13 protein-coding genes and 1 tRNA gene are annotated in these 13,190 nt (G+C 61.7%); 5 read left to right on the top strand and 9 right to left on the bottom strand.

Translation table 11 applies throughout. From position 1 onward, the window contains the following. Positions 1-114: 114 nt before the first annotated feature. Together AC1D2L_RS23020 and AC1D2L_RS23025 are read right to left on the bottom strand one after the other, a co-directional pair. Positions 115-199, bottom strand: a tRNA-Leu gene (locus tag AC1D2L_RS23020). Positions 200-324: 125 nt separating this feature from the next. Then, a complete protein-coding gene (locus tag AC1D2L_RS23025) occupies positions 325-594 on the bottom strand; it encodes a FliM/FliN family flagellar motor switch protein (protein WP_476848232.1) in 270 nt (89 codons plus the stop codon). A 129-nt stretch (positions 595-723) separates the two neighbouring features. Here AC1D2L_RS23025 and lipB point away from each other — a divergent pair, with 129 nt between their 5' ends. The 3 genes from lipB (at position 724) to AC1D2L_RS23040 (ending at position 3,567) form a co-directional block, all read left to right on the top strand. After that, complete coding sequence (lipB, locus tag AC1D2L_RS23030; RefSeq protein ID WP_476848233.1) at positions 724-1,431, top strand: lipoyl(octanoyl) transferase LipB; 708 nt, start codon at positions 724-726, stop codon at positions 1,429-1,431. Positions 1,432-1,545: 114 nt separating this feature from the next. Further along, complete coding sequence (locus tag AC1D2L_RS23035) at positions 1,546-3,111, top strand: carboxyl transferase domain-containing protein (protein ID WP_476848274.1); 1,566 nt, start codon at positions 1,546-1,548, stop codon at positions 3,109-3,111. Between the two features lie 114 nt (positions 3,112-3,225). Next, positions 3,226-3,567, top strand: coding sequence for a YciI family protein (locus AC1D2L_RS23040; protein ID WP_476848234.1), 342 nt, complete (start codon positions 3,226-3,228; stop codon positions 3,565-3,567). 54 nt (positions 3,568-3,621) lie between these two features. On the opposite strand, the gene AC1D2L_RS23045 is transcribed toward AC1D2L_RS23040, so the two are convergent. Further along, positions 3,622-4,770: a hypothetical protein gene (locus AC1D2L_RS23045; RefSeq protein ID WP_476848235.1), complete on the bottom strand. Its 1,149-nt coding sequence runs from the start codon at positions 4,768-4,770 to the stop codon at positions 3,622-3,624. A gap of 170 nt (positions 4,771-4,940) precedes the next feature. On the opposite strand from AC1D2L_RS23045, the gene AC1D2L_RS23050 reads away from it, so the two are divergent. Further along, positions 4,941-5,333: a GFA family protein gene (locus AC1D2L_RS23050; protein ID WP_476848236.1), complete on the top strand. Its 393-nt coding sequence runs from the start codon at positions 4,941-4,943 to the stop codon at positions 5,331-5,333. Positions 5,334-5,431: 98 nt separating this feature from the next. Here AC1D2L_RS23050 and AC1D2L_RS23055 read toward each other — a convergent pair whose 3' ends face one another. From AC1D2L_RS23055 to AC1D2L_RS23065, 3 genes are all read right to left on the bottom strand, one after another. Further along, a complete protein-coding gene (locus tag AC1D2L_RS23055; RefSeq protein ID WP_476848237.1) occupies positions 5,432-6,181 on the bottom strand; it encodes a bestrophin-like domain in 750 nt (249 codons plus the stop codon). Positions 6,182-6,350: 169 nt separating this feature from the next. After that, entirely contained in the window at positions 6,351-7,439 is a 1,089-nt protein-coding gene (locus AC1D2L_RS23060) for a Kelch repeat-containing protein (RefSeq protein WP_476848238.1), read from the bottom strand. A gap of 79 nt (positions 7,440-7,518) precedes the next feature. Continuing rightward, entirely contained in the window at positions 7,519-7,830 is a 312-nt protein-coding gene (locus tag AC1D2L_RS23065; RefSeq protein WP_476848239.1) for a c-type cytochrome, read from the bottom strand. Between the two features lie 141 nt (positions 7,831-7,971). On the opposite strand from AC1D2L_RS23065, the gene AC1D2L_RS23070 reads away from it, so the two are divergent. Further along, entirely contained in the window at positions 7,972-9,012 is a 1,041-nt protein-coding gene (locus AC1D2L_RS23070; RefSeq protein WP_476848240.1) for a zinc-dependent alcohol dehydrogenase family protein, read from the top strand. Positions 9,013-9,174: 162 nt separating this feature from the next. Here the strand turns inward: AC1D2L_RS23070 and AC1D2L_RS23075 are convergent, their stop codons facing one another. The 3 genes from AC1D2L_RS23075 to AC1D2L_RS23085 form a co-directional block, all read right to left on the bottom strand. Continuing rightward, the gene (locus AC1D2L_RS23075; protein WP_476848241.1) at positions 9,175-9,501 is read right to left on the bottom strand and encodes a hypothetical protein; all 327 of its coding nucleotides are present in this window, start codon (positions 9,499-9,501) and stop codon (positions 9,175-9,177) included. Positions 9,502-10,137: 636 nt separating this feature from the next. Continuing rightward, positions 10,138-11,979: an ATP-binding protein gene (locus AC1D2L_RS23080; protein ID WP_476848242.1), complete on the bottom strand. Its 1,842-nt coding sequence runs from the start codon at positions 11,977-11,979 to the stop codon at positions 10,138-10,140. Beyond that, positions 11,972-13,078 carry an SIR2 family protein gene (locus AC1D2L_RS23085; protein ID WP_476848243.1) on the bottom strand — a complete coding sequence of 369 codons (1,107 nt, stop codon included), beginning with the start codon at positions 13,076-13,078 and terminating at the stop codon, positions 11,972-11,974. The genes AC1D2L_RS23080 and AC1D2L_RS23085 overlap by 8 nt, the downstream gene beginning before the upstream one ends. Positions 13,079-13,190: the final 112 nt, after the last annotated feature.

Below are 13,190 nucleotides of genomic sequence, written 5' to 3' on the forward strand. Positions count from 1 at the left end.
CGATGCCGACCTTGCAATGCAGCATGAGCGCAGGGCACGGGTTTCGCCGCCTGCGGCCGAAACACAAACGGCGGCCCGTATGGGCCGCCGTTTGCAGGGTTGTGCACCCAAAACTGGTGCGGTCAAGAGGACTCGAACCTCCACGGGTCTCCCCGCTACCACCTCAAGGTAGTGCGTCTACCAATTCCGCCATGACCGCAGCGGCTCCGTCCGTGCCGCGCTGTGCGGTTCCGTCCGGAGCGACGCCGATCTAACAAAACGATCCCGCCGCCACAAGGGCCTTTCTCGAAGAATGCGACATGGCTGTGAATTCATATGCGCGGCTCAGGCCGCCGCGGCGACGCTCTGCAGCGAATAGACGGTCGGGCGGACCAGCATCTGGGTGATCTCGACGGAAATCTTTGAGCCGCTCACGACCACGTTTCCCTTCGCGAAAGGGTGGTTATTGGCCAGAATTTGGACTTCTTCAGTCTCGGTGGCGTTCAGCTCGATCACGGCGCCACGGCCCATGCGCAGCAATTTGTAGATCGGCATCTGGGTCTGGCCCAAAACGACAGTGAGTTCGACGGAAACGAGATCGAGATCGGCCTTCAAGTCGTGCCTCCGAAGCCTTACTTGGAACTGGAACAACGAAACGTGCCTGGCGGCCGATTCCGGGCACAAGAGACGCCCGCCGCTTGCGGTGAATCAACGATGGCTAAACAGGGTTAATGCGTAGTGAAGATGCGCGAGGCGTTATCGGTTTCGTTTCTGCCCGAGCCCGGCTCTGCGCCGGTGGAATGGGTCGTGGCCGAGGGTTTGACCGACTATGAGGCCGCTGTTTCCGAGATGGAGGCGCGCGCAGGGCTGATCGCCGACGGGCTGGCGCCGGAACGCGTCTGGCTGGTCGAGCATCCGCCGCTCTATACCGCCGGCACATCGGCTAAGGACGAGGACCTGATTCTCCCCGAGCGATTCCCCGTGCATCGCAGCGGCCGGGGCGGGCAGTTCACCTATCACGGTCCCGGGCAGCGCGTGGCCTATGTCATGCTCGACCTGAAGCGGCGCGATCCGGACGTCCGGCGCTTCGTCGCGGCGCTTGAAGCTTGGCTGATCGGTGGGCTCGACGCGATGAATGTGCGTGGCGAGCGGCGCGAGGACCGGGTCGGCGTCTGGGTGCGGCGACCTGAGCGGGCCGGGCGCGGCGATAGCGGCGCCGAAGACAAGATCGCGGCGATCGGCATCCGGGTCCGCCGCTGGGTATCGTTCCACGGGATATCGCTGAATGTCGAGCCGGACCTGACGCATTTCGATGGGATCGTGCCCTGCGGCGTCAGCGAGTTCGGCGTGACCTCGCTCGTCGATCTCGGCCTGCCGGTGACGATGCTCGAGGTCGACCAGGTCCTGCGCGGTGAGTTCGAGCGCATTTTCGGGCCCACCGTCTTGGCATGAGCGCCGGTTGGCAGCTTCGGTTTAGCCGTCCATAACGCTCCGACAGGCGACAAGGTCTTGGGGGAGCGCGACGTGCCGGTCATCGAGAGCAAGGTCGATCTAAACTCCGCAGAGATGCGCGCAAATGCGCAGGCCTGGAACGCGCTGCGCAGCGAACTCGGAGAACGCCGCGGCACAGCAGCGCTCGGCGGGAATGCCAAGTCGCGCGAACGCCATGCATCGCGTGGCAAGCTGCTGCCGCGGGAGCGCGTGCTGCGCCTGCTCGACCCCGGCTCGCCCTTCCTCGAGATCGGCGCGCTCGCCGCCTTCGAGATGTACGACAAGGAAATTCACGGGGCGGGCATGATCGCCGGCATCGGTCGCGTCGCCGGGCGCGAGGTGATGGTCGTCTGCAACGACGCCACCATCAAGGGCGGCACCTACTACCCGATGACCGTGAAGAAGCATCTGCGGGCGCAAGAGATCGCGGCCGAGAACCGGCTGCCCTGCATCTATCTCGTCGATTCCGGCGGCGCCAATCTGCCCCACCAGACCGAGGTCTTTCCCGATCGCGAGCACTTCGGCCGGATCTTCTACAACCAGGCCAATCTTTCCGCCGCGGGCATCCCGCAGATTGCGGTGGTGATGGGCTCCTGCACCGCTGGCGGCGCCTATGTCCCCGCGATGTCGGACGAGACGATTATCGTCAAGAATCAGGGCACTATTTTTCTGGGCGGCCCGCCGCTGGTGAAGGCGGCGACGGGCGAGGTCGTCTCGGCTGAGGATCTCGGCGGCGCCGATGTCCATGCCCGCCTCTCGGGCGTCGCCGACCACTACGCCGGCGATGACACCCATGCGCTGGCGATCGCGCGCCGGATCGCCGCCAACCTCAACAGCGTCAAGCGGCCCGATATCGACATCGCCCAATCCGTCGAACCGCTCTATCCGCCCGAGGAACTCGAGGCCGTCGTCCCCACTGACCTCAAGAAGCAATACGATATCCGCGAGGTCATCGCCCGGTTGGTCGACGGCTCGGAGTTCGACGAGTTCAAGAAGCTCTACGGCACCACTCTGATCACCGGCTTTGCCCGTATCCACGGCATTCCCGTCGGCATCATCGCCAATAACGGCATCCTGTTTTCCGAGAGCGCGCTGAAGGGCGCGCATTTCATCGAGCTCTGCTGCCAACGCCGGATCCCGCTGCTGTTCCTGCAGAACATCACGGGCTTCATGGTGGGGCGCGATTTCGAGACGCGCGGCATCGCCAAGGACGGTGCCAAGCTGGTGACGGCGGTGGCCTCGGCCAAGGTGCCGAAGATCACGGTGTTGGTCGGCGGCTCGTTCGGGGCCGGCAATTACGGCATGTGCGGGCGTGCCTACGGCCCGCGCTTCCTGTTCACCTGGCCGAATTCGCGGATCTCGGTGATGGGCGGCGAGCAGGCGGCGAGCGTGCTGGCGACTGTCCGCCGCGACAATATCGAGGCCGACGGCAAGAGCTGGAGCGCCGAGGAGGAGGAGGGCTTCAAGGCGCCGATCCGCTCGAAATACGAGGAGGAGGGCTCCCCTTACCACGCCACGGCACGGCTCTGGGACGACGGCATTATCCTGCCATCCGAAACCCGCCGCGTGCTGGCGTTGGCCTTCTCGGCCTGCCTCAACGCCGAGATCCCGGAAACTAGGTTCGGCGTCTTCAGGATGTGAAGGGCGCGCCGGGCGGCCAAAGAATGTCTCGACGGTTGTCGAATTTCGGCCGCGCCGTTCGACGTGATTGCGAAGGGCCGCGAATCCCGCCGGCCGCGCGTCAAAGGAGGCGTCATGACCCGATATCTGGTCTCCGTTCACCACCCCGTCGACTATGACGCGTCTCGTGTGGAGGATGCGGCAATGTCGGACGACATCGCCGCGCTCAATCGGGAGATGATCGCGGCCGGCGTCCGGCTCTTCGTGGGCGGCCTGCAACCGCCGGGCAGCGCGAAATCACTGCGGGCCCAGCCCAGTGGTGAGGTCCTCGTCACCGACGGTCCGTATCTCGAGACCAAGGAACTCGTGGGCGGATTCTGGGTGCTGGAAGCAGCGACTATGGACGAGGCGTTGGCATGGGGACGCAAGGCCGCTGTGGCCTGTCGCGTTCCCATCGAGGTCCGACCGTTTCACTAGCGGAATGACGCCGGGCGTAGACCTCGGGGAGTTAGACCAGCGGGTGCCAAATGGTCACCCACCGAAAATGCCTTCGCCAAATCCGAACGCATCGCTGCCGACGCCCGCGAGCGTGACTGCAGCCGTGCCGGTGCTGTCAGGCGTGATATAGCCATAGCCGACGATCTGGCCCAGCACGGCGCCCCGTGCCTCCAGCGCTGCAGATGCCGGGTCGATGCCTGCGCCGAGATATAGCCCGTTGAAGTACTGGATCTGCTGGGCGAGTGCCGTGCGGGCTTCCGCACTTGGGGCCACGCCGAACACGGCGGTATAGCCCTTGTCGAGGAAGGAATCCTCGCTCAGCGAGCCGTATTGCGAAGCGAACAGGTCGCGCGTCGTCGGGTCCGACGCATAGGCCTTGCCGAAGGCCTCGAAGGGCCCCAGCGTCGGGTTCATCACCCCGGCCGCTGCATAGGCGCGATACTGCAACTCCGCGAACTCGCCGAGATCCGCCAGGCGACCGTCGGCCGGAGCCTGTCCCGTAAAGATGAGTGTGGTGTCGATGGCGGCGCGGGCAGCTATCGAGGAAACAAGCGTAGGATCGGCCTCCCAGCGCAACTGTCCGTTGTCGATATAGACGGCAAGGCCGTCGAAGGTGATGAGTTCGACGTATTTGGTGCTGAAGAGCAGGGTCGAACCGCTGCGGACGTCGAACCATTCGTCGCCTGCCGCTGCGACTGAAATCGCGATCTTGGGGTAGACCGTCGACTCGACTCGGTCAAAACCCTCGCCGCCATAGATCTTGTCGTATCCGGAGCCGTAGACATAAACGTCGTTGCCGGAGCCAAGATCGGCGTAATCGTTGCCGCCGCCATCGACGATCCGCTCGTCGACGCTGGACATGTAGAACTGGTCGTTCCTGATATCGACAGGCACCGTGCCGACCGGCACGAAGACGTCGACCACTGTCGCGACCTTCTCGTAACGCTCGTTGAAGATGTTGACGCTGTCGATCATCTTCAAGGATTGATTATAGGAGAAGTATCCGACGACCGTGTATGTGTGGCCGTCTATGACGGTGGCATATTCCTCGTAATAGACCGTCGGATTATCGGTGAAGCGCCAGTCCGTGACGAACATGGTTCCGCGCCCTGCGGCACTGCCCTGGTTGAAGCCGAGGCTCTTGAAATGCCGGTCGCCGTCCTGCGTGATCGAGACGATCATCAGCTGTCCTTCGAATCATGCGCGTGGATGACCGCTCTTAGACCCGATCGCGAGAGCGGCACCTAGGCACCCCAGGTGATGGCTGCAATGCGCTCCCGGTGTCCACGCTGCCTTCTTTGAACCCCGCCTTCGCGGTAGCGTTACGTGACCGGTCGCGCGGGAGACGCAACATGGATCGCTTCACGGGAGGCTGCCTTTGCGGGGATGTCCGCATCACGGCGTCGGGAAAGCCCTACCGGGTCGGCCTCTGTCACTGCCTCGACTGCCGCAAGCACCATGGCGCGCTGTTCTATGCCGCCGCGATGTTTCCGCAGGAGGCGGTGACGATCACCGGAGAAACGCGCGATTACGCCGGCCGGCACTTTTGCCCGCGCTGTGGCTCGTCCGTCTTCGCATGCAGCGGCGACGAGATCGAGGTGCATCTCGGCGCCTTGGATGAGCCCGACCAATTGCTACCGAGCTACGAGGTCTGGACGCTGCGTCGTGAGGCCTGGCTGCCCCCGTTCCCGTTGACGCATCGCTATGAGCGCAACCGCAATTCCGAGAGCCGCTCCGAAGATTAGGCGCGCTCCAAGGTTCGCCGGCAGGCGACAAAGCGGGGTTCGGCCGCGATGCGGCCGGAACTCATGCCTCCGGCAGCAGGAGGGGCGTCTCGCGCTTCTCAGGGACGTCCGAGATGCTGGAGCGAGAGCCTCAGGGGAGCGTCGGAGAGGCGGATCAGTCCGAGATAGGGGTGGTCCATGTCCACGATCAGCACCAGCGCCCCGGTGACGGAGAGCGCTGACACGAACAGCGTCGCCACGATTGTCGTGTTGCTCGGCGCCAGGATGCCGAAAGAGGCGAACAGGATCGCCAGCCACGACACGAGGAAGACGATGAAGATAGTCGGGAAGCCTTCGGCCTCGGTTTCCGGTCGCAGCCAGTTCATCTCGGAAATCTGACCGCTCAGGTGTAGCGCCCGCGCCTGAAGCCAGCGTTGATCGTCATGCTGCGGCGACAGCTCGCGCAATGCCTTCTGGACGGGTTCGATATCCGAGACCTTGTTCATCGCGTTGTGGCCTTCGCCCTGAAGTTCGTGCAGCCTGTGCTCGAGAAGCGCTCGAAGCGCGGGGCGCAGGCTTGCCGTCTCGGGGCCATATTGCGCCAGCACCCGGTCGAGCAGCACGACGCGCGCCGATGACGTCCTCAGTTCGGTGCTCGCATCGTCGAAGGAGCGCTTGGCGGAGGCGACCATAAGGCCTAGCGCCAGAGCCGAAAGGGTGCCGATTATTGCGGTCGCGAGCTTGATCGCGTCCCGGGATTCCGTCGTGAGGTGGTGGTCAGGCAAGCGCGACCGCAGGAACATGCCGAACATCGCAGCGCCGAAAACGACGATGAAGGCAGTGGCACCTATCGAGACGAAGGGACTCATGCGGTATCCGATCCTGGGCAGTAACGTTACGGCAATATGAAAATGCAATACGGGCTCGATATCGTCATGCACCTTGTCCCGCCGGCAGCAACCCAGCCCGCGCGGCGTCAGCTCAGGCTGAGTCTGCCGCGTCACTCGCGCGGCCGGATGCGGAGGTGGTCAACGCCACTCAGCCCAGCATGAAGGCCTCATGGACGGCGCTCTGGACGCCGCCGCCCATGACCGGGCCGCCGCCGGCAACATGGATGGCGTCACCGACCAGCGCCGCGCCAAGTCCGTGACGCGGCGTCGGCATCGGGGCGTATTGCTCCCAGGCATCGGTCGAGGGGTCGTAGGCCTCCATCTGGCCGAAGACGCGGTTGGTGCCTTCTCCGCCCATGACGAACACCTTGCCGCGATAGAGCACCGCGCCATGCCCCGAGCGAGCGGTCGGCAACGGGTTGCGCGCAGTCCAGCGATCCTCGGCGGGATTGTAGCTGTGGTGCAGGTTCGAGTTCGTGTGGAACGAGTCGACGCGCCCGCCGATAACATGGATCAGGCTGCCGATGGGCAGCGTCCCGGTGTGATCGCGGGCAGTGGGCAGCGGGCTGCGCTCGCTCCAGCGCTCCGCCTTGGGGTCGTAGACCAGATGCCAGTCAACCGAGCGCTTGCTCTCCGTGGTTTCGCCGATGGCGCCTCCGATGACATGCAGCACGCCCCCCAGTGCAACCACCGCGGTCGAGCCAACGGGGCGGGGCAGGGGCGGCAGCTCGCTCCAGCGGTCGGCCTGGGGATCCCAGGCGAAGCAGCGTGGATGCGGTTTGCGATTCTGCTCCAGGAAGCCGCCGATGGCGTAGAGCTTTCCATCGAGGAAGGCGACACCGACATGGTTGGCGCCGAGCGGCAGCGGCGCGGCGTCGATCCAGCGGTCGCTCGCGGCCTCGTAGACATGGTGATAGGGCCGGTCGACGCGTTGCTCGGCATAGCCGCCGACAATGTGCATGCGGCCGGCATGCGCCGTGGCCCAGGCCATCTCGGAACGCGGCATCGGCAGCGGCGCCTTGGCGGCCCAGCGACCGGGATTGGCGGCCTTGGGCACGGGCGAGTCGAAGACGTTCTGCGTGGTGGCGAGCGCGGGCTTTTCGATGCGACCGGGCTGGTTCAATCGCTCATACTGCGGGCCGTGATGCTCGTGCCCGGGCTGCTGGGCCAGGGCCGTGCCGCCGGCGAGCGCGGCCGCTCCGGCTGCGAGAAGGCTGCGGCGGCTGGGCTGCGTCATTGTCGTCTCCCCCGTACTGCGGAGAGATTAGGGCGGCGCGCGACGTTGGCAAGCGTCTGGTGACGCTGCGTCGCCGCGCTCAACGCGGTGGCATCGCGGCGTAATAGGCGGCGATGGCCGCGATCTCGGCTGTCGTCATGTCGCGTGCCAGGAAGCGCATCTCCTTGTGGGGGCGCTTGCCGGATCGGAAAGCCAGCATCTGGTTGTAGAGATAGCGCTCGTTCTGGCCGGCCAGATGAGGCACCTCGGTATCGCGCGCGATGCCATCGGCGCCGTGGCAATAGGCGCATTGCTCGATCGGCGAGCTGCGCGGCTCGGCAAAGGCCGGCTGCGCCGCGCCGATCATCGCCAGCGCCAGAAGCCGGCGCCCCTCCCTATGCCACCCTGCCAAGCCCGGATCCCCCCTTTGCCACAGCAGGGCAAGGTTCTGACTCAGAAGGGTTAAGGAATGGGGGCGCGACACCCCGGGCGATTGACGATTCAGCCGGCGCGGGGCCATGAGACCGGCAGCGAGCGAAGGAGTGCCCGCGCCATGAAAGCTGTCGTCTACGAGGCCTTCGGCCAGGCCCCCGAACTGCGCATCCTGCCGGACCCCACCCCGGAGAAGCACAGCGTCGTCATCAAGGTCGAGGCCACCGGCCTGTGCCGCAGCGACTGGCATGGCTGGGTCGGACACGATCCCGACATCCGCCTGCCGCATGTGCCCGGCCATGAGCTTGCCGGCGTCATCGCCGCTGTCGGCCGCAATGTCGTGCGGTTTCGCGAGGGCGACCGCGTCACCGTGCCCTTCGTCTCAGGTTGCGGCTGCTGCCCGCAATGCCATTCCGGCAACCAGCAGGTCTGCGACTCCCAGTTCCAGCCCGGCTTCACGCATTGGGGCTCGTTTGCGGAATATGTCCGCATCGACCGTGCCGACCTCAACCTCGTGCGCCTGCCCGAGGAGATCGACTTTGCCACCGCAGCCAGCCTCGGCTGCCGCTTCGTGACCTCGTTCCGCGCCGTCGTCGACCAGGGGAAAGTCTCGGCCGGGCAATGGGTTGCGGTGCATGGCTGCGGCGGCGTCGGGCTGTCGGCGATCATGATCGCCAATGCGCTGGGCGCCAATGTCGTGGCGGTCGACATCGCCGAGGGCAAGCTCGCGCTTGCCCGCCAGCTCGGCGCGACGGTTACCGTCAACGCCAAAACCCAGCCCGATGTCGTCGACGCCGTGCGCGATGCGACGGGGGGCGGCGCGCATGTCTCGCTCGACGCGCTGGGCTCGCCCCAGACCTGCTTCAACTCGGTCGCCAATTTGCGCAAGCGCGGAAAGCACATCCAGGTCGGGCTGCTGCTGGCCGAGCAGGCCACGCCTGCGATCCCGATGGCGCAGGTCATCGCGCATGAGCTCGAGATCCTGGGCAGCCACGGCATGCAGGCGCATCGCTATGGCGCGATGCTCGACATGATCAAGGCCGGCAAGCTGACCCCGCAGCAGTTGGTGGGCCGCCGCATCGACCTCGCGGAGTCCATCCCCGCGCTGATGGCGATGGACCGTTTCGAGGGCACCGGCGTCACGATTATCGACCGGTTCTGAGGGGGGCTGCCGTCCCCCCCCCTCGGCCCTCATCCTGAGGAGGCCCGCAGGGCCGTCTCGAAGGATGGTGGGTGAGACTCCCGAGCCCGCTGGAGCATCCTTCGAGACGCCGCTTCGCGGCTTCTCAGGATGAGGGCTCGGGTTATGTCGTTGCGCCCCGCCTCACGCCTCGGGCGCTGCGTCCTCCCTGGCCACGCGGGCCTGCGCCTCGGCGATGGCCGCATCCGGGTCGAGCCCGGCGCGGCGGTTCTCCAGCGCGGAACGCATCTCGCGGCGGTCGGTGTCGGGGATCGCGTTCATGAAGCGCTGGAGGCAGCTCGTATCCGCGCGCTGGCAGCTCCGGGCGCGCACGCAGGCGCGGTTCTCGCAGTCCTCCCAGACGCCGAGAATGTCGCCGAAGCGCTTCAGGATCAGCGGGCGCGCCCGCTGGCAGCTTTCGAAATCGGTGATCGGCGGGATGGTGGAGAGGGGTATCTTGCGTTTTGTCATGACGGGGCTCCGGTTGGGACAGGCGCGCGCAATCATCCGCCCGCGCGGATGCGCGGCGGGACGAGCGGGGCTGGCGGAGCGCCGCGAGGCGCGAGTGTCGTCCGCAACCGTTGAGCCAGGCTGCGGCGCGACGGGGTTGAGCCACCCGCCGCACGCCCCGTGGCGCTCCGCCTTCGGCGATTTCTGATCCTGGGCCGCGCTTATCGGGCGGGGCTGTCCGGAACCTCAGGGTTTCGACGCCAGTATCCCTTGCGGGGTCGCGTCGTCGCCATGTCTGTCCCTCGCCTGCCGGGCCCTCCAGCGAGCTCCTCGCACAGGGACCGTAGTGTCCCCAGGGCGGTGCCCCAAAACCTCCCGGGAGCGGGGCGTAACCCCCGCCCGCAGGCGCCGACCCTCACCCAACCTCCAGCATACCTCCGGACGGCCGCCCCGTTTGGGTGATGGGCGAGGAGATTATGGGCCGAGCGGCGAGGGCGGGGATAAGTTAGATGCGCTGACGCAAGCCGGCTCAAGACTTCAGAGCGGGCTTTCGCATCGCCAAGCTAGTACAAACGCCCTTTGAGAACTGGAGAATTTGAGGCTTCCCCTGCTACGGCAGAGCCATATGGCAAATTAGCTCGCACGAATTTCGATAGCTTAGCCGGCAGCCGGGACCAAATCGACGAACTTCGCCGTCTCACTTTTGGGCCGCAAATGCTCATCGAGCGGCTTTACTGCGAGTTTGAGCGGCATCTGCCCCGCCATGCCGCTGAATATACATGTGCCGGTGGGTAGCGTAGGGATTGATTCCTCAGTGAGTTTGTCGATGTACGACACTGCACTTGCAATTGACTGGAGGTCTTTCTGATTAATGAGGCGATGAATAAAGTAGTTGTGGGCCTGAGACGTGATAGTGTGCGAGATATCATTGGGTCTTTGGCTTGAAATCGTAACGAAAACTCCGAATTTGCGGCCCTCTTTGATAATTTCCTCGAACGTTTCTAGTCGGTAATCCTTCCAGCTCTCGGACTCTCGAAAAGATTCTCGCGAAAGAATATTATGGGCTTCGTCGATTACGATATTTAGTGATCGGTTGCCGCCGATCCGTTTATGATCCTCGTAAATTTTCTTGGCGACGAGCAGCGGAACTGTCTTCTTCATCTCTAGGTTTATCTCGCTCAGGGCGAACACGAGCACATTCGACGTGAAAAGCTCAGCCCCCGGCGTTGGATCAAAAATCTTCCGAATGTCGCTTTGCTTGCTTTTTAGCTTATTGATAGCTGGGGCAATATGCTCGTTCTGAGCTCGATTTGCCAGGACATCAGAGATCAACTGGACGTAGCAGAGCGTTATAAGATTTTTGATGTCGTCGTCTGATATTTCGAGTAAATCTACGGTCTTAAAAGCAACAGTTTCTGTTATTCGATCCGGGGTCGATCTTAGATAGACATGCTGACCTCGCAAGCGATATTCTGACTGCGTGTTATGCCACTCTAGATCCTCAGCGATCTCGATGACTTCTCCATCCGCCGTGGCCTCTGGTAAAACCTGCCTAAAATAGTCGAGTAGTAGATCAGCGCGGACCTTATCCGACATCTGCAAAACCTGAGCAACCTGCCGCCGCACGATGGCGCGTAGGTACTGGGTTGGAACAGCAGCTTCGTTTACCTGCTGCTGGAGCTTGAGAGCACGTTTTAAAAATGGCTTTTGGGTTTTCTCCGTTGCGTCGGCTAGAATGCTCACGATCTCTATGTCGTTAAATCCGCCGGCTCCGAGCGGGATTTTGTCTCCGTTGTCATTTCTGGTCGTCAGATTGAACACCCGCTTGTGCTGCGTGAGACAATTTTCTCGGGTGTACTCGTTGTTGAAATCAAACAGGATGACGCGGCAGTTAGCTTGGAACGCGGCAGTGTTGCGAGCACGCATCTTTGCGATGAACTCTTGATATATCATCGCGAGCGTATTTGATTTTCCGCTACCAGTGTTTCCAAAGATGGCAATGTGGCTGTTCATCAGCCCGTCGACGGGGAGGGATATGTCGTATCCTTCGTACTCGGAGCGCGCTAATTCCAGTGCCACTCCCCCATTTTTGAGGAGGTTATGGACTTGGTGGACCTTTTCTTTGGTCAGAAGGAACGCCTCATTGCCGACGAGTGGAAGCTCCTTCGTGCCTCCAAAAAACTCACCCTTTCGGTCGAGGAAGCCAACGAGTGAAACGGACAGGAACCGGCGGCCGTTCATGTACGCTAGTTGGCTAGGCCGCTTGTCATCTGTCTGAGCGTTCTCGCCTTCGACCTTCCCGATAAGACTAAGGAAGCCTTTCCGAATATCGACATAACTGCCGACGCCGATGTTTCGAATCACATCACCGTCGAAAAACAGCTCTGATAGGTTTTTGTCGCGGTCGACGGAGATGAAAACCTTCCGACCTGTTACGGCCGAGACTTCACCTACCCGAAGTACAGCCTCCTTCTGAAGGCGATCAGGCCGATTAGCCATTCTTAATCTCCGGCAGTACCGCTGAAAGGATGTTGTTCAACCGTAGGAAATTGACGTTTGTCCCAGCTGGCGGTCCGATGACGCTGACGTTCCGATGCCTGGCAAATTTAGCTTCATAAGAAGAAATCTCGTTGTGGCTGTAGGCGAAAATGATTAGCTGTGATGTTGGGTTTCTGAGAGTTCGTTTAGTAATGTCGAGTATATGTTCGTCGCTAAATGAAAACCCGAATGCGATCAGAACGGCGTTCTCCTGCTCCATAGACTTCGAAAAAAGCCGTAGGAGATCGTAGTAAACTCGCTCCATAAGTGTCTCGCGGAATTTTCTGAAGTTAGGCATAATCAGAAAATGTTTGTTGAGGTACTCAGAAACTTTCAGGGGATTAGCCGTTTCGGCCGCGGTGAGAGCCGGAACAGCTCCTGCGTTGCAGACGAGATTTGAACCGCTCTTTGTCCAGTTTAGCGATCCGTGAGGTTTGATGAGGTTGAGGGTTGGAATTTCAACCCGTCGAGCATAGAGGGAGCTCATCCTATAGGTTCTGTCGAAATATTTCTCTGGTGCGAATGCAAAATTCTCGGATTTCCCAGAAGATCGGTCAAATCCATCATTTATAATAATACTAGGGGATTTGCTCGCAGCAAATTCGATAAACATATCGTAGTTTGTCGAAAATATTGTAGCCTGCCTAGGCAGAATCTCGTTCTTTCTAAAAAATAAAACTTGATCTATAATCGATATGAAAGTGCTGTAATTATTGAATGTTTCATCGAGTTCCGGTGAATATACCGGGTCGTCTTGTAGGCTAGCGTAAGTTTTTCCAATTTCTTTAATGAAATTGACCATCTCTTGATCTGCTTCATGAGATTTGTTATCTTTGATAAGCTCGTCTAATTTCTGCTCGATGTTACCGGCCGTCTTGATCGCAGGAAGCGAGGCTCCGGAGCCAATAAGGAAATTCAGATTTCCGGATTGAATGTAAGGAGCGAGGATCTTTGCTGTTTCCTCATCATCATTACTGATTATAATGGATTGCGCCATAAAAACCGTCTCTCTAATCAGCAGAATCTGCGAAAAGAGAGATGTTAGCTGCGCCGCAGCCAAGGCGATAGGCCTTAGCTGTCTGTCAATTGTTGCGGTTGTGAGAGCCCCATATTAGCGTCCACCCCGCAGCTTGCAAATGTCGCTTTCCGAGCGGGTATTCGTAGTTGCCACA

This window comes from Allobosea sp. P1_B10, from assembly GCF_056406735.1.

Bases quoted from the DNA above. Each gene is read 5' to 3' on its own strand.
- lipB (WP_476848233.1), top strand. From the start codon at position 724: ATGCGCGAGGCGTTATCGGTTTCGTTTCTGCCCGAGCCCGGCTCTGCG.
- AC1D2L_RS23045 (WP_476848235.1), bottom strand. From the start codon at position 4,770: ATGATCGTCTCGATCACGCAGGACGGCGACCGGCATTTCAAGAGCCTC.
- AC1D2L_RS23075 (WP_476848241.1), bottom strand. From the start codon at position 9,501: ATGACAAAACGCAAGATACCCCTCTCCACCATCCCGCCGATCACCGAT.
- AC1D2L_RS23070 (WP_476848240.1), top strand. From the start codon at position 7,972: ATGAAAGCTGTCGTCTACGAGGCCTTCGGCCAGGCCCCCGAACTGCGC.
- AC1D2L_RS23080 (WP_476848242.1), bottom strand. From the start codon at position 11,979: ATGGCTAATCGGCCTGATCGCCTTCAGAAGGAGGCTGTACTTCGGGTA.
- AC1D2L_RS23035 (WP_476848274.1), top strand. From the start codon at position 1,546: ATGCGCGCAAATGCGCAGGCCTGGAACGCGCTGCGCAGCGAACTCGGA.
- AC1D2L_RS23060 (WP_476848238.1), bottom strand. From the start codon at position 7,439: ATGACGCAGCCCAGCCGCCGCAGCCTTCTCGCAGCCGGAGCGGCCGCG.
- AC1D2L_RS23055 (WP_476848237.1), bottom strand. From the start codon at position 6,181: ATGAGTCCCTTCGTCTCGATAGGTGCCACTGCCTTCATCGTCGTTTTC.
- AC1D2L_RS23040 (WP_476848234.1), top strand. From the start codon at position 3,226: ATGACCCGATATCTGGTCTCCGTTCACCACCCCGTCGACTATGACGCG.
- AC1D2L_RS23050 (WP_476848236.1), top strand. From the start codon at position 4,941: ATGGATCGCTTCACGGGAGGCTGCCTTTGCGGGGATGTCCGCATCACG.